At 58.5% G+C, this 23369-nt stretch carries 20 protein-coding genes; 9 read left to right on the forward strand and 11 right to left on the reverse strand.

Going from position 1 to position 23369, the window contains the following annotated elements; translation table 11 throughout:
- Positions 1–9 precede the first annotated feature (9 nt).
- Positions 10–408, reverse strand: a complete 399-nt coding sequence (locus KRR23_RS11095; protein ID WP_103314819.1) for a DUF3301 domain-containing protein — start codon at positions 406–408, stop codon at positions 10–12.
- Between the two features lie 259 nt (positions 409–667).
- Between KRR23_RS11095 and pdxY the strand changes: the two genes are divergently transcribed.
- Positions 668–1540 (forward strand): pyridoxal kinase PdxY, encoded by an 873-nt coding sequence (gene pdxY / locus KRR23_RS11100; protein WP_103314818.1) that lies wholly within the window; start codon positions 668–670, stop codon positions 1538–1540.
- Positions 1541–1605: 65 nt separating this feature from the next.
- Here pdxY and KRR23_RS11105 read toward each other — a convergent pair whose 3' ends face one another.
- Positions 1606–2088 carry an acyl-CoA thioesterase gene (locus KRR23_RS11105; RefSeq protein ID WP_019694342.1) on the reverse strand — a complete coding sequence of 161 codons (483 nt, stop codon included), beginning with the start codon at positions 2086–2088 and terminating at the stop codon, positions 1606–1608.
- A gap of 259 nt (positions 2089–2347) precedes the next feature.
- On the opposite strand from KRR23_RS11105, the gene KRR23_RS11110 reads away from it, so the two are divergent.
- Positions 2348–4111 (forward strand): cation:proton antiporter, encoded by a 1764-nt coding sequence (locus KRR23_RS11110; RefSeq protein ID WP_216742536.1) that lies wholly within the window; start codon positions 2348–2350, stop codon positions 4109–4111.
- Between the two features lie 21 nt (positions 4112–4132).
- Here the strand turns inward: KRR23_RS11110 and KRR23_RS11115 are convergent, their stop codons facing one another.
- The 4 genes from KRR23_RS11115 to uvrD all read right to left on the reverse strand — a co-directional run bounded on the left by KRR23_RS11115 (position 4133) and on the right by uvrD (position 8494).
- Complete coding sequence (locus KRR23_RS11115) at positions 4133–4540, reverse strand: SMI1/KNR4 family protein (protein ID WP_019694340.1); 408 nt, start codon at positions 4538–4540, stop codon at positions 4133–4135.
- A 136-nt stretch (positions 4541–4676) separates the two neighbouring features.
- Positions 4677–5549, reverse strand: coding sequence for a Tim44 domain-containing protein (locus tag KRR23_RS11120; RefSeq protein WP_103314816.1), 873 nt, complete (start codon positions 5547–5549; stop codon positions 4677–4679).
- Between the two features lie 178 nt (positions 5550–5727).
- Positions 5728–6168 (reverse strand): EamA family transporter, encoded by a 441-nt coding sequence (locus KRR23_RS11125; protein WP_216742537.1) that lies wholly within the window; start codon positions 6166–6168, stop codon positions 5728–5730.
- Positions 6169–6310: 142 nt separating this feature from the next.
- A complete protein-coding gene (gene uvrD, locus KRR23_RS11130; protein ID WP_123584396.1) occupies positions 6311–8494 on the reverse strand; it encodes a DNA helicase II in 2184 nt (727 codons plus the stop codon).
- Between the two features lie 261 nt (positions 8495–8755).
- Here uvrD and KRR23_RS11135 point away from each other — a divergent pair, with 261 nt between their 5' ends.
- Complete coding sequence (locus tag KRR23_RS11135; RefSeq protein ID WP_216742538.1) at positions 8756–11623, forward strand: bifunctional diguanylate cyclase/phosphodiesterase; 2868 nt, start codon at positions 8756–8758, stop codon at positions 11621–11623.
- Between the two features lie 89 nt (positions 11624–11712).
- Here KRR23_RS11135 and KRR23_RS11140 read toward each other — a convergent pair whose 3' ends face one another.
- Complete coding sequence (locus KRR23_RS11140) at positions 11713–12027, reverse strand: hypothetical protein (protein ID WP_216742539.1); 315 nt, start codon at positions 12025–12027, stop codon at positions 11713–11715.
- 425 nt (positions 12028–12452) lie between these two features.
- Here KRR23_RS11140 and hexR point away from each other — a divergent pair, with 425 nt between their 5' ends.
- Positions 12453–13319, forward strand: coding sequence for a transcriptional regulator HexR (hexR, locus tag KRR23_RS11145; RefSeq protein ID WP_007954250.1), 867 nt, complete (start codon positions 12453–12455; stop codon positions 13317–13319).
- A 249-nt stretch (positions 13320–13568) separates the two neighbouring features.
- Positions 13569–13778, forward strand: coding sequence for a PA3496 family putative envelope integrity protein (locus tag KRR23_RS11150; protein WP_081013719.1), 210 nt, complete (start codon positions 13569–13571; stop codon positions 13776–13778).
- Here KRR23_RS11150 and KRR23_RS11155 read toward each other — a convergent pair.
- Positions 13720–14682 (reverse strand): LysR family transcriptional regulator, encoded by a 963-nt coding sequence (locus KRR23_RS11155; RefSeq protein ID WP_123427499.1) that lies wholly within the window; start codon positions 14680–14682, stop codon positions 13720–13722. The genes KRR23_RS11150 and KRR23_RS11155 overlap by 59 nt on opposite strands.
- Positions 14683–14871: 189 nt before the next feature.
- Between KRR23_RS11155 and KRR23_RS11160 the strand changes: the two genes are divergently transcribed.
- Both KRR23_RS11160 and oadA read left to right on the forward strand, forming a co-directional pair.
- Positions 14872–16287, forward strand: a complete 1416-nt coding sequence (locus KRR23_RS11160; RefSeq protein WP_020294870.1) for an acetyl-CoA carboxylase biotin carboxylase subunit — start codon at positions 14872–14874, stop codon at positions 16285–16287.
- Positions 16288–16298: 11 nt separating this feature from the next.
- Positions 16299–18107: a sodium-extruding oxaloacetate decarboxylase subunit alpha gene (gene oadA / locus KRR23_RS11165; RefSeq protein WP_103314812.1), complete on the forward strand. Its 1809-nt coding sequence runs from the start codon at positions 16299–16301 to the stop codon at positions 18105–18107.
- Between the two features lie 77 nt (positions 18108–18184).
- On the opposite strand, the gene KRR23_RS11170 is transcribed toward oadA, so the two are convergent.
- The gene (locus tag KRR23_RS11170) at positions 18185–19366 is read right to left on the reverse strand and encodes an autotransporter domain-containing protein (RefSeq protein WP_253912031.1); all 1182 of its coding nucleotides are present in this window, start codon (positions 19364–19366) and stop codon (positions 18185–18187) included.
- Between the two features lie 733 nt (positions 19367–20099).
- On the opposite strand from KRR23_RS11170, the gene KRR23_RS11175 reads away from it, so the two are divergent.
- Positions 20100–21425, forward strand: coding sequence for a HipA domain-containing protein (locus tag KRR23_RS11175; protein WP_216742541.1), 1326 nt, complete (start codon positions 20100–20102; stop codon positions 21423–21425).
- Positions 21422–21700 (forward strand): helix-turn-helix domain-containing protein, encoded by a 279-nt coding sequence (locus KRR23_RS11180; protein ID WP_216742542.1) that lies wholly within the window; start codon positions 21422–21424, stop codon positions 21698–21700. The genes KRR23_RS11175 and KRR23_RS11180 overlap by 4 nt, the downstream gene beginning before the upstream one ends.
- A 4-nt stretch (positions 21701–21704) precedes the next feature.
- Here the strand turns inward: KRR23_RS11180 and KRR23_RS11185 are convergent, their stop codons facing one another.
- Together KRR23_RS11185 and KRR23_RS11190 are read right to left on the reverse strand one after the other, a co-directional pair.
- Positions 21705–22541, reverse strand: coding sequence for an amino acid ABC transporter permease (locus tag KRR23_RS11185; protein ID WP_216742543.1), 837 nt, complete (start codon positions 22539–22541; stop codon positions 21705–21707).
- On the reverse strand, positions 22538–23359 hold the full coding sequence (locus KRR23_RS11190) for an ABC transporter substrate-binding protein (RefSeq protein WP_216742544.1): 822 nt from the start codon (positions 23357–23359) through the stop codon (positions 22538–22540). Before KRR23_RS11190 ends, KRR23_RS11185 begins: the two co-directional genes overlap by 4 nt.
- Positions 23360–23369: the final 10 nt, after the last annotated feature.

Consider the following 23369-nt stretch of genomic DNA (forward strand, 5'->3'; position numbering starts at 1 on the left):
GTTCAGGGCTCAGTGACGCAACTTGTTGTGGTCCTGGCGCCATTGACTCAGCTCGATCACCTCGGCGCTGGGCAGCACAGGTTTTTCCTCGAGCGGGACCGGGTAGGGTGCCAATTCGATCTGCGCGCTATGGGCACCGAATTGGGTAATGGTGCCCATGTGACGCGTTTCGCCGGTCACGGTGAACTCAAAGTTATACACGCGGGCCAGACGTCGCCGCCCGTTGGCGTCCTTCACGAAGCCGATTTTTTTCAACGCCACATTGCCGTCGAGCAATTCGATGTCGAGTTTGGCGCAATGCCGCTTGACCCGTTCCAGGGCCCGCTCGCGCAAGCCATGGTTGTGCCACAGCCAGGCGGCACCGGTCGCCAGCAGCATCAGCACGAAGATATTTCCAAGGGTCAGCATGAACAGTGCTCCAACAAATTAGTGTCAGCTTAACTGTGTCTCTGGTCTGTCGTACAGGCTCCGTTTAAAGGCTGTGTGAAAACTGCTGCGCTCGGCAATACTGCGTTAAAAACAGGCTCGGAATGCTCATTTACAACCCGTAAACTCCGCTTCCTCGCCTGTTTTTGCCTTGTCTTGCCTTCGCTCGCTACGTTTTCACCCAGCCTTTTTAGTCGCATACTGCGCGGCTCGAATTTCAATCGGTTTACGGATATCCCGCATGAAACGTACTCCTCATCTGCTCGCCATCCAGTCCCACGTGGTTTTCGGTCACGCCGGCAACAGCGCCGCGGTTTTCCCGATGCAGCGGGTCGGGGTGAACGTCTGGCCGCTGAATACCGTGCAGTTTTCCAACCACACTCAATACGGCCAGTGGGCCGGTGAGGTACTGGCGCCGCAGCAGATTCCCGATCTGGTGGAAGGGATTGCGGCGATTGGCGAGCTGGGCAACTGCGACGCCGTGCTGTCCGGTTATCTGGGCAGTGCCGCTCAAGGGCGGGCGATCCTTAGCGGCGTTGCACGAATCAAGGCGATCAACCCCAGCGCCTTGTACCTGTGCGACCCGGTGATGGGGCATGCGGAGAAAGGTTGCATCGTACCGGCTGAAGTCAGCGACTTCCTGCTGGATGAGGCGGCAGCGGTGGCGGACTTCATGTGCCCGAATCAGTTGGAGCTGGACAGTTTCTCCGGTCGCAAGCCGCAGTCATTGTTCGATTGCCTGGCGATGGCTCGCGCGCTGCTGGCGCGTGGCCCGAAGGCGGTGTTGGTCAAGCATCTGGACTATCCCGGCAAGTTGCCGGAGAGCTTCGAGATGTTGCTGGTGACGGCCGAAGGCAGTTGGCATCTGCGTCGTCCATTGCTGGCGTTTCCACGTCAGCCGGTGGGCGTGGGCGACCTGACGTCGGGCCTGTTCCTGGCGCGGGTGTTGTTGGGCGACAGTCTGGTCGCGGCCTTTGAATTCGCAGCATCCGCAGTGCATGAAGTGCTACTGGAAACCCAGGCCAGCGCAAGCTATGAGCTGGAACTGGTGCGGGCCCAGGACCGTATTGCCCATCCTCGGGTGAAGTTCGAGGCAACGGCGATCAGTTTGTAACGTCGTCGCCGTAGAAAAGATCGCAGCCTGCAGTAGTTTCTACAGAGGCTGCGATCGGCGCGGTATCAGGCGTCAGCCTTGATTTCGCGATAACGCTGATCCAGTTCCTGACGAATCTGCCGACGCTGTTTGGCTTGGGCGTATCGGCGTTTGTCTTCGCTGTTCTGCGGTTGCAACGGTGGGACAGCCGCCGGCTTACGCTGATCGTCGACCGCGACCATGGTGAAGAAGCAGCTATTGGTGTGACGCACCGAGCGCTCGCGGATGTTCTCGGTCACCACCTTGATGCCGACCTCCATCGAGGTATTGCCGGTGTAGTTGACCGAAGCCAGAAAGGTCACCAGCTCACCGACATGGATCGGTTCGCGAAAGATCACCTGATCCACCGACAGGGTTACCACGTAGCGCCCGGCATAACGGCTGGCGCAGGCGTAGGCGACTTCGTCGAGGTATTTGAGCAGGGTGCCGCCGTGGACATTGCCAGAGAAGTTGGCCATGTCGGGGGTCATCAATACCGTCATCGACAGCTGGGCGTTTCCGGGTTCCATAGCACACTACTCACGGTTCAAGGCTGGGATTGCGGGAGCACCTCTGTGGGTGCCTGGCTGGTTTTTCAAAACCACCGTTAACGGGACGCCACGCCAATGAAGGCCGTCACGCCCGAATCGATCTGTTTCTATATATTGCACCGCCTTTGCGCCCGAAGTCGCGGTGTTACCCTTCAAAAGCCCACCTCAAGGGCCCATTCATCCGATCCGGTAATCGCCCAACGACGTCAGCACACCCACGCGCCAAGGAGCCCTCGCCATGCATGCCATCAGTTTTATTCAGGATCTGGCAGTGATCATGCTGGTTGCGGGTGTGGTGACCATTGTTTTTCATCGGCTCAAACAGCCGGTTGTCCTGGGCTACATCGTGGCCGGTTTCATCATTGGCCCGCACACCCCGCCATTCGGGTTGATCCACGACGAGCAAACCATCAAGACCCTCGCCGAACTCGGGGTGATTTTCCTGATGTTCTGCCTGGGCCTGGAGTTCAGCCTGCACAAGCTGTTCAAGGTCGGTGCCACGGCGTTTATCGCGGCGTTCCTGGAAATCGTGCTGATGATCTGGATCGGTTATGAAATCGGCCGCTGGTTTGACTGGAGCACCATGGATTCGCTGTTTCTTGGCGCGATCCTGGCGATTTCCTCGACCACCATCATCGTCAAGGCCCTCAATGACCTGAAGATGAAGAATCAGCGTTTTGCCCAGCTGATCTTTGGCGTGTTGATCGTCGAAGACATCCTCGGCATCGGCATCATTGCCTTGCTCTCGAGTATCGCAGTCAGCGGCACCGTGAGCTCCGGCGAGGTGTTTTCCACGGTCGGCAAACTCTCGCTGTTCATGATCGTTGCACTGGTGGTCGGGATCCTGCTGGTGCCGCGCTTGCTGGCCTATGTGGCGAAGTTCGACAGCAATGAAATGCTGTTGATCACCGTGCTTGGCCTGTGTTTTGGCTTTTGCCTGCTGGTGGTCAAGCTTGAGTACAGCATGGTGCTGGGGGCGTTTCTGATTGGCGCGATCATGGCCGAGTCTCGGCAGCTGGTGAAAATTGAACGCCTGATCGAGCCTGTTCGCGACATGTTTAGCGCCATCTTTTTCGTTGCGATCGGTCTGATGATCGATCCGCAGATTCTTCTTCAGTACGCCTGGCCCATTGCGGTGATTACCGTCGCGGTGGTGCTCGGCAAGATGCTCTCCTGTGGTCTGGGGGCGTTTATCGCCGGCAATGACGGACGCACCTCGCTGCGCGTCGGCATGGGCCTGTCGCAGATTGGCGAGTTCTCTTTCATCATCGCGGCGCTGGGCATGACCTTGCAGGTCACCAGCGATTTCCTTTATCCAGTGGCGGTCGCTGTTTCGGCCATCACCACCTTACTGACGCCGTACCTGATCCGTGCCGCCGATCCGCTTTCGTTGAAGCTGGCTGCAGTTATCCCGCAGCGTTTGGGCCGCGTGTTGGGGATGTATGGGGAGTGGCTGCGCAGCATTCAACCGCAGGGCGAGGGTGCGCAGCTGGCGTCGATGATTCGGCGGATTTTGTTGCAGGTCGGGGTCAATCTGGCGCTGGTGATGGCAATCTTCTTCTCGGGCAGTTTTTTTGCCGAGCGGATTTCCAGCTATCTGCATGCCTGGATCAATGATCCGAGCTGGCAGAAGGCATTGATCTGGGGCGGGGCGTTGTTGCTGTCGCTGCCATTCCTGATTGCCGCCTATCGCAAGCTGAAGGCGCTCTCGATGTTGCTGGCGGAAATGGGCGTTAAACCGGAGATGGCCGGCCGCCACACGCAGCGAGTGCGTCGGGTGATCGCCGAAGTGATCCCGATACTCTCGCTGCTGGTGATTTTCCTGCTGCTGGCAGCCTTGTCGGCCAGTATCTTGCCGACCAACAAGTTGCTGGTGCTGATCGCCGTTGTAACCGCCGCGGTAGCGGCCCTGCTCTGGCGCTGGTTCATCCACGTGCACACACGGATGCAGGTGGCCCTGCTGGAAACCCTGGACAACCATAAGGATTCGTCCGGGCATTGACCCAGCGGGGCGTCAGGCAGATCAGCTTTCCAGCCAGACGTCCCGCGCCCAGTGCCACACCGATTCCCAGGTTTCTTCGGCCAACAGCTCTTCTTCGGCCAGCCACAGCACCACGGTGCCGTCTTCTTCGACCAGGTAGTAGTTGTCACCGTCCTGGCAGATCGGAATCATGCTGCGATCAACACCGGCATCCCAGGCGTTGGCGGCAACGTCCGGCAGGTAGGTGTGCGATTGCGGGTCGGTGACAGTCACCGGCTCCAGGCTGCCGTACACGACGTCGCTGACGGTCAGCAGGAATTCTCTGAAGACGAACGGGATATCGATGAACAGTTGTTCTTCGATTTCCACCAGCAGGTCTTCGTCAGGCAGCTCCAAGGGCACCGGTACCGGTTCGTTGGCTTCTCGCAGTTGTTCAATGATTTCTTCCACGTCCGGGATCCTCTTGCTCAATGGCGCGGTTTAGTTGGGGCGGTTTATACAGTAGCTCGCTATAGATGCAACTGCGAAATAGAAAACCCCGGACAAGTCCGGGGTTTTTATTACAGCATGCGAAACGAGTGCGGTATTAGCCGTTCTGACGAATACCAGCCACCAGCCAAGGCTGGTTTTCGCCTTGCGGACGTTCCATGTTCCAGCTTTCGCTGAACACTTCGCCCTGGTCGAAGCGCGAGGTTTTCGACACGCCCGTAAAGGTCAGGGTGGCGATGGTCTTGTCTGCGCGATCATCCACGCCGTCCAGTTGAACGTGGAGGTTGTCGATATAGGTGGACTGGAAGCCGTCACCCAGATCGGCGCGTTCGCGTTTGAGGAACTCCAGCATTTGCGGGGTCACGAACTCGGCGATCTTGTCCATTTCATTGGCGTCCCAGTGCTGTTGCAGGGACTGGAAGTGGTTGCGTGCGGCTTCAACGAAGCGCTCTTCGTTGAACCAGGCCGGAGCGTTGATCACCGGACGAGCGGCAGCAGGGGCAGCAGAACCGCCGAAGATCGAACCCATGGCCGGCTTCTGTTCGTACACTTCACGCTGCATTGGCGCGCCCGCAGGGGCCATATGCTCTTGTTGCTTGCGGCGACGAGCGGCGATGAAGCGGAAGATCACGAACCCGATGACTGCCATGATCAGGATGTCGAAAATCTGCATTCCATGGAAGCCGCCGCCCATGAACATGGAGGCCAGCAGACCGCCGGCAGCGATACCGGCCAGAGGGCCGAGCCAGCGCGAAGCACCGCCAGCTTTGGCGGCAGCGCCTGCGGCACCCGCAGCACCGGCGGTCGCGGCAGCAGAACCCATGCCAGGCGAGGACGGCGCCATTTGGCTGGTCTGGTGAGTAGGCGCAGCGCCTACGCTTTTGCCGCCACCGAAGCGCTTGGCGTTGGCGTCGAGGCTCATCGTCAGGCCGATGCACAGCGCCAGGGCGATGCTAAGAAAACGTTTCATAAAGGGAATTCCCATTTGTGGATGGCACGCGCGCCATGTTGCACAGGTGAAGTGACACTGGCTAGCGGCAGAGTGTTTCGGGCTTTTGCCTGACAGGCTGCGTTCAGCTCCGTCGATACAAGGAGGCGCTTGTACATTTGTCTGTAGGACAAGTGGATAGATAGAGCAGGAGCGTTGTTTAACGTCGCAATGCCAACATCACCACACCCGCCGTGATCAGACCGATTCCGCCCCATTGACGCAGGTCGAGCCGCTCACCCAACAACACTACGCCCAACACGGCCACCAGCACCACGCTGAGTTTGTCGACGGGTGCTACCAGCGAGGCTGGCCCGAGTTTCAGCGCACGGAAGTAGCAAATCCATGAGGCACCGGTTGCCAGGCCGGACAGCAGCAGGAACAGGTAGCTCTTGGCGGATATCGATCCCAATGACTGATATTGGCCCGTTGCGTACAAAATCAAGGCCAGGCTGACCAGTACCACGATCGTGCGCAGCAGCGTCGCGAAGTCGGAATTGACGCTTTCGATGCCGACCTTGGCGAAAATCGCGGTCAGCGCAGCGAAAGCCGCTGACAACAGGGCCCAGAATGTCCAGGAAGAAAAGAAGCCCGAGCCCATGTGTGATCCTCACCGTTTATCGTTCCCACGCTCTACGTGGGAATGCCGCCATGGACGCTCTGCGTCCGCTTTGGAAAGTGACGCAGAGCGTCACGGGATGCATTCCCACGCGGGAGCGTGGGAACGATCAAGCAGATAGCCGTTAGATGGCCTCGAGCTTGGCGTAGCCGAGCATCAGCCACTTGCTGCCTTCGCTGAAGTTCACTTGCACCCGGGCCTGCGCACCGGCGCCTTCGAAGTTGAGGATCACCCCTTCGCCGAAGACCGCGTGTTGCACTTGCTGACCGAGGCTGAACGCGGTTTCCGGGATTTCCGTGCCAGCGAACATGCTGCTCGAACTTTGCTTCTGGCCGCCACCGAATGGACGGCTGACGCTGTTGGACAGCCGCACTTCCTGAATCAGGCCTTTAGGCACTTCGCGTACGAAGCGTGAAACCTTGTTGTAGGTTTCGCTGCCGTACAGGCGTCGGGTTTCGGCGTAGGTCATCACCAGGTTTTGCATGGCCCGGGTAATGCCGACGTAGGCCAGGCGGCGTTCCTCTTCAAGGCGGCCGGGCTCTTCCAGGCTCATCTTGTGCGGGAACAGGCCTTCTTCCATACCTACCAGGAACACGTAAGGGAACTCCAGGCCTTTGGCGCTGTGCAAAGTCATCAGCTGAATGCTGTCTTCGTGTTCGTCGGCCTGGGTGTCGCCAGCCTCCAGCGAGGCATGGCCGAGGAACGCGGCCAGCGGCGTCAGGTCTTCGTCTTCTTCGGCACTTTCAAAGTTACGCGCCGCGCTGACCAGTTCCTCAAGGTTTTCTACCCGCGCCTGACCTTTCTCGCCTTTTTCCGCTTGGTGATAGGCGATCAGGCCGGACTGCTCGATGACGGTCTGAGTCATCAGGTGCAGTGGCATTTCGGCGGTGGTGGTCGCCAGGTGCTCGATCAACTCGATGAACGCACCCAAGGCGCTGGCTGCACGACCGGTGAGGCCTTTATTGGCCACCAGCTGACGCATGGCTTCCCACATCGACACATCGCTGTGACGAGCGTGATCACGGATCGCTTCGACGGTTTTTTCGCCAATGCCACGGGCCGGAACGTTGATCACCCGTTCCAGCGCCGCATCGTTGCCGCGACCTTCGAGCAACCGCAGGTAAGCCATGGCGTTCTTGATTTCAGCCCGCTCGAAGAAGCGCTGGCCGCCATAGATGCGGTACGGAATGCGTTCGCGCAGTAGCGCTTCTTCCAAAACCCGCGATTGGGCGTTGGAGCGGTACAAAATCGCGATATCGCTGCGCGCCATGCCGGTTTTCAGCGCGCTTTCGATGGTTTCCACCACGTAGCGTGCTTCGTCATGTTCGTTGAATGCGGCGTACAGGTTGATCGCTTCGCCTTCGCCGCCGTCGGTCCACAGCTCTTTGCCCAGACGCCCGGTGTTATTGGCGATCAAGGCGTTGGCGGCCTTGAGGATCCCGGCGGTGGAGCGGTAGTTCTGTTCCAGTCGAATGACTTCCGCGTCCGGGAAGTCGGCCGAATACTGGTGAATGTTCTCGATTTTCGCGCCGCGCCAGCCGTAGATCGACTGATCGTCGTCACCAACCACCATCAGGCTGTCGCCGCCCTTGGCCAGCAGACGCAACCAGGCGTACTGCACGGCGTTGGTGTCCTGGAATTCATCCACCAGCACATGACGGAAGCGCTTCTGATAATGCGCCAGCAGGCCCGGATGATCGCGCCACAGGTCGAGGGCGCGCAGCAGCAGCTCGGAGAAGTCGATGACGCCAGCGCGCAGGCACGCGGCCTCATAGGCTTCATAAATGCTGCGCATGGTGGCCAGGAACAGATCGCCGCTGGCTTGAATATGTTGCGGACGCAGACCTTCGTCTTTTTGCCCGTTGATGAACCACTGGGCCTGACGGGCCGGCCAGCGCTGTTCGTCGAGGCCCAGTTCGCGGATCACGCGCTTGACCAGACGTTGCTGGTCATCGCTGTCGAGGATCTGGAACGTCTGGCTCAGGCCGGCTTCCTGCCAGTGCGCCCGCAGCAAGCGGTGCGCCAGGCCGTGGAAGGTGCCGACCCACATGCCGGCCGGGTTGATACCCATCAGCTGCTCGATGCGATGACGCATCTCGGCGGCGGCCTTGTTGGTGAACGTCACCGACAGGATCGAGTGTGGCGAGGCGTTCTCGACCTGGATCAACCAGGCGATACGGTGCACCAGCACACGGGTTTTACCGGAACCAGCACCGGCCAGGACCAACTGACGACCCACGGAGGCAGCTACGGCCTGACGTTGGGCATCGTTGAGGGAGTTCAGCAGAAGGGAGAGATCATCGCGCATCAGGGCATTCTAGGGCGCCACGCCACACCGGGCAAACCGAGCTTTGCATTAACCGATGAAAGAAGCGCAGGGGACGACCGGTCAGTCATTCTTTGCAAGCCTTGATGGACAGCGCTTCTGCGGTTTTGAGCAGTGGCAACGGGCCATTTGTTTTGTCGGTTTTATGATCTGGAGCAGTTTGGTCCGGGCCATTGCTTGTGTATGCTCCGTCGACGTTTCGGGCTCGTCGCGCTCACCTTTATAAGAACAAGAATATTGCCTATGACCCTCAGCACCAGCCTGTCGGGCCCTTCTGTGGACCCGCGGGTTATCCGCAAACAATACGCCATGGAGTTGGCGGTCGAGCGCACGCGTCTGCTGTATCAGGGCTCGTTGCTGCCCACGTTGTTCATGTTGATCAATGGTCTGGTCTGCGCCGGTTTGCTCTGGAGTCCGCAGCGCTATTTCCTGGTGAGCATCTGGCTAATCTGGTTACTGTCGCTGGTGGCGCTGCGGGTGATTCAGGTCGCAGCCTTCGACTCGGCGATGCCCAGTCGTCAGGCGCAGCCAGTCTGGCGTCGAATGTTTCTGTTGGGTTCGGCCATGACCGGCCTGACGCTGGCCGGTGCCGGTATTGCCTTGGTGCCTACCGACAGCTTCCTGCAACAAGCCTGGGTATTCGGCCTGATCGGCGCGGCAACCCTCTCGGCCAGTGTCGCCTATGCGGTGAGCCTGCCGGCCTTCCTGTCGTTCACCTTGCCGTGTCTGTTACCGGCGATCGGTTATTTGTTCTGGGGCGGCGATGAACAGCAGCAAGGTTGGGGCTGGCTCGGGCTGATTCTGTTGGGCTCTCTGAGTGTGGTCGCGTGGCAGGTCAACCGGCTGATCCAGCACGGCTTGATGCGGCGTTTCCAGAATCAGGCACTGATCGAGCACTTGCAGCAGGCGCAAAGTCGCAGCGATCAGCTCAATCAGGAGTTGGCGCGGGAAATCGAACAGCGCCGCCACGCCGAAGAAGAGCTGCGTGACGCTCAGGTCGGTCTCGAAAGCAGGGTAGCCCAGCGTAGCCGCGAACTGGATGTCGCCAATCAAGCCTTGAGCAAGAGCGAAGCACGGCTGGCGTTGGCATTGAAGGCCAGTGAGCTGGGTCTCTGGGACTGGAACCTGCAAACCGATGAGGTGCATCACACCCAACTCAAGGAGTTGTTCGGCATTGAGCCGGAATTCGTCACGGCGATGCTCAGTCATCTGAAACCACGGCTGCACCCTCAGGACTTGCCGCCGCTGCGGCGGGCGTTGGTCGAGCATTTGAAGGGCCGCACCGAGGATTATCAGATCGAATACCGCGTGCGCCACGGCGATGGCCACTGGGTCTGGATCGAAGACCGCGGCCGAGCAGTGGAGCGGGGTGCCAATGGTCGGGTGATCCGGATGGTCGGCACCCGACGTGACATCAGCGTCAGCAAAGGGCTTGAAGAGCAGCGGCAACTGGCGGCGACGGTATTTGAAGCGGCCAGCGAAGGCATTGTGATTTTCGACCCGGATTACGCCTTGATCGCGGTCAATCAGGCGTTCAGCCGGGTCACCGGGTATCAGATTGAAGATTTGCTGGGGCGCAATGTGGTCGAGTTGCCGTGCAGTCGTGACGCGCGGCGGCATTATTCGGTGATCCATCAGGCACTGGAACAGCAGGGCAGTTGGCAGGGTGAGTTGGTGGAGGCGCGCAAAAACGGCGAGCTCTATCCGCAATGGCTGCAACTGAATGTGGTGCGCGATACTCGAGGCAATGTCAGTCATATCGTGGGCTTTTTCGCCGATCTGTCAGCCCGGCGCGAATCTGAAGAGCGCATGCGCTACCTGACCCACTACGACGAACTGACCGGGCTGGCCAACCGCTCGTTGTTCCGCGAGCGCCTGCATGAAGCCCATCAACGGGTGCGCCAGGGCGGCCGGAGCCTGGCGTTGCTGCACATCAACCTGGACCGCTTCAAATTGCTCAACGACAGCCTCGGCCATGAAGTTGCCGATCAGATGCTGCAGAAAATCGCTCGGCGTCTGGTCAATGCGCTGCCGGAGGCGGACACCATTGCGCGCTTGTCCGGCGACGAGTTCGCGGTGCTGTTCGACGCTTATGGCAACCTGTCGAGCCTGGCGCGGGTCGCCACCCGATTGTCGACCAAGCTGCGCTTGCCGCTGACCGTTGAAGGGCATGAGCTGGTGGTCAGTGCGTCGATGGGCATCAGCATGTTGCCGGACAACGCGCGGGAAATTTCCGCGCTGGTCAGCCAGTCAAACATGGCCATGCAACATGCAAAGCATCTGGGCGGGAACAACTTCCAGTTCTACACCGACAGCCTGCAGGCCAGCACCCTTGAGCGCTTGCAGCTGGAGAACCAACTGCGCAAGGCCATCGAAGACAAGCAGCTGAAAGTGTTTTACCAACCGAAACTCTGCCTCGCGACTGGCCGGCTGAACGCCGCCGAAGCGTTGGTGCGCTGGGATCATCCGACCATGGGGCAGGTGCCGCCGGGGGATTTTATCGGGTTGGCAGAGGAAGTCGGGTTGATCGGCGCCATTGGCGAGTTCGTGCTACGCCAAGCCTGCTGGCAAGCGTGCGAGTGGCAGCGTCAGGGGCTGGAGCCGATTCGGGTTTCGGTCAATCTGTCGGTCCACCAGCTGCGTCAGGGCAAGCTGGTCAGCCTGGTGCGCCAGGTGCTTGAAGAAACCGGTCTGGCGCCGCACTACCTCGAACTGGAGCTGACGGAAAGCCAATTGCTGGACAGCGTCGAACATATCATCGCGACCTTCCAGCAATTGCGTGATCTTGGTGTGAAACTGGCGATCGACGACTTTGGCACGGGGTATTCATCGCTGAGCTACCTCAAACGCATTCCCGTGGACTATGTGAAGATCGATCAGGCGTTTATCCGTGGGTTGGGTGAGGGCGGGGAAGACGCGGCGATCACCCGGGCAATCATTGCCATGGCGCATGGGCTTTCGCTGAAAGTGGTAGCAGAAGGCGTGGAAACTGCGGAGCAGTTGGCATTCCTTGAGGCTGAGTCCTGTGATGAGGTGCAGGGCTACCTGATCAGCCGTCCGGTGGAGGCGTTCAAGCTTGCCAGCTTGTTAAGAGGGGGGCGCCCAGAGTGAGTTTTATTTTTTACGTACGGAAAAAGCCTGCCAGTTAATGTGATTAGCCTGGCAGGAAAAGATCTGGGGGTAATAAGTGTCTTTTTATCTTAATGGGTGATCATGACGTCTTTAATATGGTGCAGAAGTTTGCCTTCGAAGAAAATACTGACGCCGGTGACATGTGAGTCGCCCAGGTTTTTATAGGTGACGGCTTTTTCTGTTTCGACCTGAGTTGTAATGTCGCCAGAATCTTTAAGTTCCAGATCAAGTCTCAGGTCGAAGGACTTGTCTTGCAGTGGGCTCAGTACCAATGTCGGTATAATGCCGGGATGCGCCACGGTTACGGTTCCGTAAGTGCGGAAAAAAAGGTCACCCGGCATACGGTTGATCTGCGCTACCCAGTCACTGTTTTTAATGGTCATGTTTAATATTCCATAAGTTAGAATTAAAGTGCTTCCTGCCCGGCCATTATTAGCGCGAAGTATTTTATTTGTGGAGTGGCAGAGTTGTTCAAGATGTGAGCGTGTTCATGCGTTGAGAGTTAGCTGGGTGTGGATTGACTTTGTTAGTTGGGCGAAGTGCAGGTGTCGGCAGTGAGTGCTGAGGGGGGACGTTGTCGTTTCAAGTTGAGATAAGGGATAAAGGCGCGTCAAGGGGCCTGAAAACGACAGCGGCTGCTTGCAGATGGGGTAACGTGCGAAGGCAGCTACATCGGGTATGCAGGGCCAAAACCGTGGGCAGCACAGGCATTGAGTTACGGATTGAACAGGCAAAAAGCGAATTCTTGTAGTATAACTACAAAATTGCTACATCCCCGGCGTCAGCCAATAACAATGAGTCCTGCCCTTTGAATCTGTTGCAGCACATCGCCCAGTCACGCCATCTGTTACGCAAGTCGGAGCTCAAGGTCGCCGATCATGTGCTGCTTGATCCTGCGGCTGTGATGCACAGTTCCATGGCCGATCTTGCCCACAGTGTCGGCATCAGCGAACCGACCATCGTGCGCTTCTGCCGGGCCATCGGTTGTTCGGGCTTTCAGGACTTGAAGCTGAAACTGGCGCAAAGCCTGGCAGCAGGAGCGAGTTTCGGGCAGTTCGCGATTCACGAAGACGACTCGGTCGCCGACTACAGCCTGAAAATTTTCGACACCACCCTGCACACCCTGATGGAAGTTCGCGAGAAACTCGATCCGTTGGAGTTGCAGAGGGCGGTGACCCTCATGTCCCAGGCTCAGCGCGTCGAGTTCTATGGTTTTGGGGCGTCCGGCGCGGTGGCGGCGGATGCCCAGCATAAATTCTTCCGGTTGCTGCTGACGGCTGCGGCCTATTCCGACCCGCACATGCAGGCGATGTCGGCGGTCACGCTGAAACCGACGGACGTGGCGATCTGCATTTCCCAGTCCGGCCGCTCCAAGGACCTGTTGATCACCGCCAACCTGGTGCGTGAAAGCGGTGCCTCGCTGATCACGTTGTGCCCGAGCCAGACGCCGTTGGCCGAGCTGTCGACCGTCAACCTGGCGATCGATGTGCACGAAGACACCGAGATCTATACACCGCTGACCTCGCGTATCGCACACCTGGTGGTGATCGACGTGCTGGCCATGGGCGTGGCCATGGCGCGTGGGCCGAGCCTGGTCAACCACCTCAAGAGCGTCAAACGCAGCCTTCGAAGCCTGCGTCTGTCGCCCAAATCGGTCAAAGCACTGGACGACTAATCCGGCGATAGTGCGACAAGGGGCTTTTTGTGGCGAGGGGGCTTGTCGGAACGCCGCATCGCCCCGCTGGGTCGCGAAGCGGCCCCAGAGCTTTTTACGCCTGCTACGCAGCCGAGCGGGGGCAAGCCCCCTCGCCACAATGGATCTGGTTGCGGCAAAAATTTTCATCTGTCTGTAATCCCCCCGCCGCCAAACCGTCATCCCCGACGCCTATCTTGAAACTCCCGTACTCGCCTTGGGAGACTCGAAATGGCCCAGCACTACGAAGAACGCAACAGCGCTGTCAAAACCCGCCGTCAGCAAGAAGACCAGCGTCGCATGGCGTTTCGCCGAGCGATTGAAGATCGCTGCGAGCACCGCCAGCTTCTGGCCGAAATCGGTGAATATCCGGATCTGGAACTCAACTATTGGCAGGCAACACCGGCAGCTTCGCGTCGAAACGCTCAACCAGCGCGCTGATCTGCACCCGTTCACTGCGGATAAACCCCAGGAATGCATGCGCTACCGGTGACAGGCGTTTGGCTTTGGCCTGCACCAGGCACCAGCTGCGGTACAACGGCAGCTCTTCGACCGGCAGCTCTTTGAGTCCGCCGGTCGCCAACTCCAGGTTCAGGGCGTGGCGCGTCAACAAGGCCAGGCCCAGACCCGCCACCACGCATTCGCGCTGGGCTTCGGCCGACGAGACTTCCTGGGTCTGGTTGAAGTGCACGCGCTTCTCTTTGAAATACTCCTCGCACGCCAGCCGTGTCCCGGAACCGGGCTCGCGCAGCAGCAATGTGTAGGGCTCAAGATCCTGCAAGCGCAAGGGACCCATGTGGCACAGCGGATGATCCGGTGGCGCCACGGCAACGATCGGGTTGTTGAGGAACGGCAAAAACTCCAAGCCCATGTCCTGCGGCACCATGGACATGATCACCAGGTCGTCGCGGTTGTCGGACAGACGTCGGATCACCTGTCCACGGTTGACCACCGTCAGTTGCAGGTTCACTTCCGGGTGCTGGCGCTTGAAGGCGGCAAACAAGTGCGGTACGAAGTACTTGGCGCTGGATTCCACAGCCAGTTTCAGCTGACCTTGCAATGAACCTTGCATGTCCGAGAGCTGCATATCGAGGTTTTCCAGGCGCCCGAAAATATCCCGGCTGGCGCGCTGTAACGCTTCAGCCGCTTCGGTCATGTAGAGCTTTTTGCCGACGTAATCGAACAAAGGCTGACCAATCAGCTCTTCAAGCTGACGAATCTGTAGGCTGACGGCCGGTTGTGTGAGCGACATTTCGTCAGCTGCACGGCTGTAGGAACGCAAATCGCAGACTTCGTTGAAGATCTGAAGCTGGCGTAATGTCATACGCATCAAGGACTTACGCATTATTTAAACACTCAGGTCGCGGGTGGGCTCTTCAACTATAAGTCTTTACTTATGCCTGACCCAATTATTATTGATTTTTGTTAATCCCTTGAGCGGGCTAGTGTGACTGTGCGACTGGCTTGAAACATTTAGTCACGCGCCGACCCAGTCCAAGGTCGTGGGTAGCAACCGGCTCAAGGGAACCTCCAAGTGATAAAAAAGATCCTGATTGCCAACCGTGGTGAAATCGCCGTACGAATCGTACGTGCCTGCGCCGAGATGGGCATTCGTTCGGTCGCGATCTATTCCGACGCCGATCGCCATGCGTTGCATGTCAAACGCGCCGATGAAGCCCACAGCATTGGTGCCGAGCCACTGGCCGGTTATCTGAACCCGCGCAAGCTGGTGAACCTCGCGGTGGAAACCGGTTGCGATGCGTTGCACCCAGGTTACGGCTTTCTTTCGGAAAACGCCGAGCTGGCCGATATCTGCGCCGAGCGCGGTATCAAATTCATTGGCCCGTCAGCAGAAGTCATTCGCCGCATGGGCGACAAGACCGAAGCCCGCCGCAGCATGATCAAGGCTGGTGTGCCAGTCACGCCCGGCACTGAAGGCAACGTCGCCGACATCGCCGAAGCCCTGACTGAAGGCGATCGCATCGGGTACCCGGTGATGCTCAAGGCCACCTCCGGTGGTGGCGGTCGCGGGATTCGTCGCTGCAACAGCCGCGAAGAACTGGAACAAGCCTTCCCGCGGGTGATTTCCGAAGCGACCAAGGCCTTTGGTTCGGCGGAAGTCTTCCTCGAAAAATGCATCGTCAATCCCAAGCACATCGAAGCGCAGATCCTCGGCGACAGTTTCGGCAACGTGGTGCACCTGTTCGAGCGTGACTGCTCGATCCAGCGTCGTAACCAGAAGCTGATCGAGATCGCCCCGAGCCCGCAACTGACGCCAGAGCAGCGCGCCTACATTGGCGACTTGTCGGTGCGTGCGGCCAAAGCGGTGGGTTACGAGAACGCCGGCACCGTGGAGTTCCTGCTCGCCGAGGGCGAGGTGTACTTCATGGAGATGAACACCCGGGTGCAGGTGGAACACACCATCACCGAAGAAATCACCGGTATCGACATTGTCCGTGAGCAGATCCGCATTGCCTCTGGCCTGCCGCTGTCGGTGAAGCAGGAAGACATCCAGCACCGCGGTTTTGCGCTGCAATTCCGGATCAACGCCGAAGACCCGAAAAACAACTTCCTGCCGAGCTTCGGCAAGATCACCCGTTACTACGCACCCGGCGGTCCCGGCGTACGTACCGACACGGCGATCTACACCGGTTACACCATTCCACCGTTCTACGATTCCATGTGCCTGAAACTGGTGGTCTGGGCGTTGACCTGGGAAGAGGCGATGGACCGTGGCTTGCGCGCCCTCGACGACATGCGTCTGCAAGGGGTCAAGACCACTGCCGCCTATTACCAGGAAATCCTGCGTAATCCGGAATTCCGTAGCGGTCAGTTCAACACCAGCTTCGTTGAAAGCCACCCTGAGCTGACCAACTACTCGATCAAGCGCAAACCCGAAGAGCTGGCCCTGGCCATCGCCGCCGCCATCGCCGCCCACGCAGGCCTGTGAGGAATATTCCAATGACTAAGAAAATCCACGTAACCGACACAATCCTGCGCGACGCCCACCAATCGCTGCTCGCGACCCGCATGCGCACCGACGACATGCTGCCGATCTGCGACAAGCTCGACAAAGTCGGCTACTGGTCGCTGGAAGTCTGGGGCGGCGCGACCTTCGATGCCTGCGTACGCTTTCTGAAAGAAGATCCGTGGGAGCGTTTGCGCAAACTGCGTGCGGCGCTGCCTAACACCCGTCTGCAAATGCTTCTGCGCGGCCAGAACCTGTTGGGCTATCGCCACTACAGCGACGACGTGGTCAAAGCCTTCGTCGCCAAGGCGGCCGTGAATGGAATTGACGTGTTCCGCATCTTCGATGCGATGAACGACGTGCGTAACCTGCGGGTGGCCATCGAAGCGGTGAAAGCGGCCGGCAAACACGCGCAGGGCACCATCGCCTACACCACCAGCCCGGTGCACACCATCGAGGCGTTCGTGGAGCAAGCCAGGCAAATGGAAGCCATGGGTTGCGACTCCGTGGCGATCAAGGACATGGCCGGCCTGCTGACCCCGTACGCCACTGGCGAATTGGTCAAAGCACTGAAAAGCGAGCAATCGCTGCCCGTGTTCATCCACTCTCACGATACCGCCGGCCTGGCCGCGATGTGCCAACTCAAGGGCATCGAAAATGGTGCCGACAATATCGACACCGCGATCTCCAGTTTCGCCTGGGGCACCAGTCATCCGGGTACCGAGTCGATGGTTGCCGCCCTTAAGGGCAGCGAGTTCGACACCGGCCTGAGTCTGGAGCTGCTGCAGGAAATCGGTTTGTACTTCTACGCCGTGCGCAAGAAGTACCACCAGTTCGAAAGTGAATTCACCGCCGTCGACACCCGCGTGCAAGTCAACCAGGTGCCGGGAGGGATGATTTCCAACCTCGCCAACCAGTTGAAAGAGCAGGGTGCACTGAACCGCATGAGCGAAGTGTTGGCCGAAATCCCGCGGGTTCGCGAAGACCTCGGCTTCCCACCGCTGGTGACCCCGACGTCGCAGATCGTCGGTACTCAGGCGTTCTTCAACGTGTTGGCCGGTGAGCGCTACAAGACCATCACCAACGAAGTGAAGCTCTACCTGCAAGGCGGTTACGGCAAAGCGCCGGGTGTTGTTAACGAGCAGCTGCGCCGTCAGGCGATCGGCAGCGAAGAAGTCATCGATGTCCGTCCGGCGGATTTGATCAAGCCGGAAATGACCAAACTGCGCGGCGAAATCGGTGCGTTGGCCAAGTCTGAAGAAGACGTACTGACCTATGCGATGTTCCCGGACATCGGGCGCAAGTTCCTTGAAGAACGCGAAGCCGGCACCCTGACTCCGGAAGTGTTGTTGCCGATTCCGGAAGCCGGCGGCGTGACCTCGGCCGGCGGCGAAGGTGTGCCGACCGAGTTCGTCATCGACGTTCACGGTGAAACCTATCGCGTCGACATCACCGGTGTGGGCGTCAAGTCCGAAGGCAAGCGTCACTTCTACCTGTCCATCGACGGCATGCCGGAAGAAGTGGTGTTCGAGCCACTCAACGAATTCGTCAGCGGTGGCAGCAGCAAGCGCAAGCAAGCCAGCGCACCGGGCCACGTCAGCACCACCATGCCAGGCAACATCGTCGATGTGCTGGTCAAGGAAGGCGACACCGTGAAAGCCGGCCAGGCAGTGCTGATCACCGAAGCGATGAAGATGGAAACCGAAGTACAAGCGGCCATCGCCGGCAAAGTGACTGCCATCCACGTGGCCAAGGGCGACCGGGTCAATCCGGGCGAAATCCTGATCGAGATCGAAGGCTGATTTAACAGCCTCGACTGCAACGCTTTTACCTCGGGGGGGCATGTGCCCCCCTTTTTTTCGCCGCGGATTTGTGGACGTTAGAAGTTCATCCGCCACTGACCCATCACGCCGTTTTCGTGGCTATTGCTGCTTATCTCGCCGTTGTAGGCAACACTGAGGGAGTGCTGCTTCGTGACCCTCAAGTCCAACCCCGCTTCCAGTGTCAGGCTGTTGCGGTCCAGTGGAATGCCACCGACGTAGAACGACTCGCCACCGACCAAAAAGGTCTGATGTATGTGGCTGCTGACATCGCCGTAGGTGTGCTTCCAGCCAGTGCTCATACGCGGGGTCAGGCTCATGCCGTTTTCCAGGTCGCTGCGGTGTGCCAGTCGCAGGCCAAAGATACTGTTGAAGTTGCGTTGGGTTTGTTTGTCGACTTTCAGCGCAGCATCTCCACCTTTTTCCCGGTAGCTGTCACGTTGATAATGTTCATACCCCAGGCTTGCGAAAGGCTCGGCCTGCAGGGCGCCACTGCTCAGGTTGTAACCGACTTCGGCGAAAACCTGCTGGCTGCTGGCGTCGTAGCTGCCTTTGAGTGGGTCGCTGTAACCATTGAAGGCAATGTTGCGTTTGGTGGTTCCGTCATGACTGCTGTAAGTCGCACCCAGTCGCAATACCAGCGGGCCGCTTTGACGCAAGGCATAGGCACCGAGGTGCCAGCTGTCGAGATCGCCGTCCAGTAATACCCCGTCCAGGCGTGTTTGTGATTTGCCACCGAGTACGCCTGCGCGCCATTCATTGTCGAGTGACCAGTCGGCCCCCACCACTACACCGTGAGTGCGTTGTCGCAATGCGCTGTCGTCCTGTTTGTCATCGAGGGTTGCGGAGTTGCCCAGCGCCTGGACCCAGACCCTGCCGTTGGTATCGTGACCGGTTGCCGAGCGGTCTTGCAGGCTTGCATCGTTGCTCATCTCGCGCAGGGTCGAAAGCATGCTCGCGCTGACCGGCCGGACACTGCTCAAGGTGGCATTGGCGAGGTTGGCGTTGCTGACGCCGGCCAGTTGTTCCGCCGCTATAGGGGCTGTTTCGATGTTGCTGGTGAGCAGGGCATTGATGGCGGCATTGTTCGCAACCGTCTTCGGTGTCTGTGTTGTGTCGGGTTTATCGGAGTCAAGGTTGTTGGCGACCGGGGGGGCATTGGTCACCACTTCCGCCGGGAGTTCAGGTGTCAGTGCCGCGCTCAATCCTTCACTTGCCGTGGGTTCTTTGGGGTCAATCATGTTCTCGACGAGCAGCGGAACAGGATCAGAAACAGGGTCAGGAGCGTCTTGTCTGTTATCGGAGGTGATCAACGCCGCTGCGGTGGTAACGGGGACGTCGGGTAGGCGATGTCTGACGGAGTCCTGAGGGGCGGGTTTAGGTTTCGCAGGTTTTCGGGCTTTTACGGGACTGGGTTTGGCTGCGGTTACTGTGGGCTCTATTTGCTGAGCATGGGACATGTTGATGCAGCCGAAGGCGAGGGCGATCGCCAGGGCGAGATGGTGTGGACGATGAGTGTGCAAAATGGGCATTGAATGCGACCTCTTCCTTGGGGAGGTCGAACTCTAAAAGGGCGGGCGCATGCCCCGATGCCGGGTATTTCCGGCTCTTGTGCAAGGCGCTGGAGCTTCGGTTGTAGAAAAGGACCAGCCCACGAAGCCACATGATCACTGGCCTCCATGCACTGACGTTTTGCCTTACGTCGTTCTCGGATGTGTCGATTGGCGAAGGCTCGGAAACGCGTCTGCCACTGTCCAATCAGGCCATGCTTCTAGCATGCAGAGGTTTTTTCCAGATTGATGTGTGGGCTTCAATCGCGCGAAAACGCAGTTTAATGCATTTAATTGTCTGGAATTATCTTTTGTATGCATTTAAATGCATATTTTTGCCGTGTGCGGACTTAATTTATGCACTATATTGCAATCGCCTCATGTTTTAAGCCTTTGCAAATGTATTAAATTGCAGGAGCAAGCAATGCTGACGCTAACGCTACAAATTCATTCGGCTGGGGAATGGCAGGATGCTATGGTCCTGAGCTTTGATGACCCGGAGCAAGGCTTCGCCAGTCGGTGCAACTTTGGCTACGAATTGGGTTATCTGATCGACAACATCAACGATATACCAAGTCCTTTCGCTGGGGCTGTGAGCGCCAATGTCCCGATAGCCTGGGAGGGGCAGCGAACCTTGACTGCTCCGGCGTTCTTGCACGACATTGCGCCAGCGGGGGCAGCCAAACGGTTCCTCATGACGCACATTGGTCGCGACAAGCCAGAGGGCATTAGCGCCGACCTGTTTTTACTGGCACGCAGTACATCGGCCCCCATTGGCAATATGCGGATCAAGGAGTCGCTTGAAACACTGAGCAGCCGCCCGGCAGTGGGCTTTCAGCGTGACGACGTGATCTCGCGCGACAATCGCTTTCTGGAATATGCCTACGAACAAGGTGCAGCCATTGGTGGTGCGACGGGGGCAGGTGGTGAAGCGCCCAAGCTGTTGCTGACAGAAAACCGTGAAGGCCTGCTGTATCCGGATGCAGTGCTGGATGACACCGAGGTGGCACAGCACTGGTTTGTGAAGTTCGCTCGTAACCAAGGCACACAAACCGACAAAGACATCCTCAGAAGCGAGTTCCATTACTACAAGGCGCTGCAGATGCTTGGCATCGACACCGTGGCGACAGCTGGGCTGGCTTTGGAAGAGGCGACAAAACCCAGTTTGTGGATGCAGCGTTTTGACCGTCGTATAAGCGAGCAGGGCGTTGAGCGACTGGCGGTTGAGTCGATTTACTCGCTGGCCGGAGTGACTACCCCGGGAAGCCCCATGGATCACTTGGAGGTGATCCGGCTCCTCGCCGACCTTTGGCGGTCGACTGGACAAGCGGCGCACATTGAGGATCTGGTCGTGGACTACCTGCGTCGTGACCTGCTCAACAAAATACTCGGCAACTCAGATAACCATGGACGTAACACCGCGATCATCCGCCATGCCAATTCGTTTGAACTGTCTCCGATCTACGACTTGGCACCGATGGTCATGGACGATGAAGGCATCACCCGGACCACAAAATGGCCGCGGGATCTGGAGGTGGCGGGGGATGTCGATTGGCGTGGCGTCTGTAATGCGTTAACGGGGATTGTCGATTCGCAGGTGGTCTTCGAGCGGTTGCGCGAGCAAGCCAATCGCTTGCGTGCGCTGCCGGACATACTGACCGAAAGCGGTCTGCCTGAGGTGACGATGAATCACCCTCGCATTGCTCTGCGACATCTTGAGCAGCGTTTAAGGGAGTGGGGGCTGCAATGAGCATGACAGTGGCAGAGCGAACACTGCTGATCGAAAGTATTCAGCAAGGGTTAGCCAATGACACATTGGCTATCGGCGAAGCGGTGCGCCAATTGCGAGTTGAGGTAACCGGTTTACACCAAAGCCAGTTCGCAAAGATGTGCAAAATCTCCGTGCGTACGCTGGTGCACATCGAGCACGGAGAAGGGAACCAGACGCTCAAATCACTTAACGCCGTGTTCCGCCCATTCGGGATGCAAATGGGTGTGGTGAAGATTTGGCGTACGATCAGCTGAACCCCTAGCTCCGCTGCTTGTACGCCTTCGCGTAATGCCGCTCCATCCGCGCCTGAATCAACTCCAGACCAATCGACAACAGCCAGTAAATGATCGCTGCCGTGCTCAGCATTTCGATGTAGCGATAACTGGAACGGCCATACGACTGCGCCAGGAACATCACTTCCCAGACGCCCATCACCGAGATCAGTGACGAGTCTTTGAGCATCGAGATGAATTGGTTGGTGGTGGGCGGGATGATGGTGCGCATGGCCTGTGGCAGGGTGACTCGCCAGAAGATCACCGACTCGCGCATCCCCAGCGCGAGGGAAGCTTCGCGCTGGCCATGAGGTACACCGACGATGCCGGCGCGGAAGATTTCGCTCAGGTACGCACCGTAATTCAGCGATAACGCAATGATCCCGGCGGCAATGGCACCGGGGACAATACCCAGCTGCGGCAGGCCGAGGTAGATCAACAGGATCTGAATCAGCAGCGGCGTGCCACGAAAAAACGACGCGTAGAAACTGGCGATGCCGAACGCCACGGCACTCTTCGACAACCGCGCCAGGGCGGTGATGAAACCCAGCAGCGACGAGGCGACAATCGAGCACAGGCACAAAAACAGTGTCAGTGCTGCGCCTTGCAAGAAGCCGTTAGGCGCCAGATGCAGGCCGATCAGGTTCGGCAGCTTGTCGAGGATGATCGAGAACTTCAGGTCGAAGCTCAGGAAGAAACTCGCGAACAGACCCAGCATCGTCGCCCAGGTGAGATACAGGCGCGTACGAAAGCCAAAGACGCGTTTGAGCAATGACTCAGCCACCGGTTGCGGCGGCTGAGGAGGTTTGGGGAAAGAAGTCATTTACTGATATCGGCGCCGATCCATTTTTGTGACAGCCGGGTCAGGGTGCCGTCCTGTTTCAACTGGGCAAAGACTTCGCGCACTTTGCCATCCCACTGGGCATCACCCTTTTCGATGGCCACGGAGTTGGGTTCCGAGTACAGCGGCTCGCCGGCAAGCTTGAAGCGCTGGTCCTGGGTCAGGCGCGGTTGTGCGGTCACAAGGTTGGTGAGGACCGCATCCAGTCGCACGCCGGCGCCCAGGCTCAGATCCTGGAAGGCGACGTTGTCGGTGTCATACGGGGCGATCTGTACGTTCTCGAACGGGTACTGCAATCGGGTGTCTTCAGCGCCTTCGATCACCAGGTTTTTGTTCAGGTAGCTTTCGTAGCTGGACGCGCTGGTGAGGCCGACTTTTTTGCCGCTCAGGTCTTTGGCGCCATGGATGCGATCGTCTTTGGCATTGACCACGATCACGGCTGGAGACGCGTAGTACTCCACCGGGAAATCGAAGACTTCGGCGCGGGCCTTGCTCGGGGTCATGGAGCAGATGCAGATGTCATAACGACCGCTCCAGCGTCCGGCAGCGATCACGTCCCAGGACGGCGTTTCGAGACGCAGTTTGACGCCAAGTTTGTCCGCCACGGCTTTGGCCACATCGACGTCGAAACCGTCGAGCTGGTTCTGATCGTTGAGGAACGAGAACGGCGGATAGCTTTCCATCAGCACGCCCACCAACTCTTTCTTTTGCTCGATACGATCCAGCGTGGCGCCGGCAAAGGCTTGGGAAGAAGCAGCGAGAATCGTCAGGCCCAGGGCCAGTAGCGGTTGAAGTTTCACGGGCAGTTCC

The sequence above is a fragment of the Pseudomonas sp. CVAP#3 genome (genome assembly GCF_018986375.1).
GTDB lineage: Bacteria > Pseudomonadota > Gammaproteobacteria > Pseudomonadales > Pseudomonadaceae > Aquipseudomonas > Aquipseudomonas helvetica.

Bases quoted from the DNA above. Each gene is read 5' to 3' on its own strand.
- KRR23_RS11180 (WP_216742542.1), top strand. From the start codon at position 21,422: ATGAGCATGACAGTGGCAGAGCGAACACTGCTGATCGAAAGTATTCAG.
- KRR23_RS11185 (WP_216742543.1), bottom strand. From the start codon at position 22,541: ATGACTTCTTTCCCCAAACCTCCTCAGCCGCCGCAACCGGTGGCTGAG.
- KRR23_RS11110 (WP_216742536.1), top strand. From the start codon at position 2,348: ATGCATGCCATCAGTTTTATTCAGGATCTGGCAGTGATCATGCTGGTT.
- KRR23_RS11175 (WP_216742541.1), top strand. From the start codon at position 20,100: ATGCTGACGCTAACGCTACAAATTCATTCGGCTGGGGAATGGCAGGAT.
- uvrD (WP_123584396.1), bottom strand. From the start codon at position 8,494: ATGCGCGATGATCTCTCCCTTCTGCTGAACTCCCTCAACGATGCCCAA.
- KRR23_RS11125 (WP_216742537.1), bottom strand. From the start codon at position 6,168: ATGGGCTCGGGCTTCTTTTCTTCCTGGACATTCTGGGCCCTGTTGTCA.
- KRR23_RS11155 (WP_123427499.1), bottom strand. From the start codon at position 14,682: ATGCGTAAGTCCTTGATGCGTATGACATTACGCCAGCTTCAGATCTTC.
- KRR23_RS11105 (WP_019694342.1), bottom strand. From the start codon at position 2,088: ATGGAACCCGGAAACGCCCAGCTGTCGATGACGGTATTGATGACCCCC.
- KRR23_RS11150 (WP_081013719.1), top strand. From the start codon at position 13,569: ATGGCCCAGCACTACGAAGAACGCAACAGCGCTGTCAAAACCCGCCGT.
- KRR23_RS11120 (WP_103314816.1), bottom strand. From the start codon at position 5,549: ATGAAACGTTTTCTTAGCATCGCCCTGGCGCTGTGCATCGGCCTGACG.
- KRR23_RS11135 (WP_216742538.1), top strand. From the start codon at position 8,756: ATGACCCTCAGCACCAGCCTGTCGGGCCCTTCTGTGGACCCGCGGGTT.
- KRR23_RS11095 (WP_103314819.1), bottom strand. From the start codon at position 408: ATGCTGACCCTTGGAAATATCTTCGTGCTGATGCTGCTGGCGACCGGT.
- KRR23_RS11140 (WP_216742539.1), bottom strand. From the start codon at position 12,027: ATGACCATTAAAAACAGTGACTGGGTAGCGCAGATCAACCGTATGCCG.
- oadA (WP_103314812.1), top strand. From the start codon at position 16,299: ATGACTAAGAAAATCCACGTAACCGACACAATCCTGCGCGACGCCCAC.
- KRR23_RS11170 (WP_253912031.1), bottom strand. From the start codon at position 19,366: ATGATTGACCCCAAAGAACCCACGGCAAGTGAAGGATTGAGCGCGGCA.
- pdxY (WP_103314818.1), top strand. From the start codon at position 668: ATGAAACGTACTCCTCATCTGCTCGCCATCCAGTCCCACGTGGTTTTC.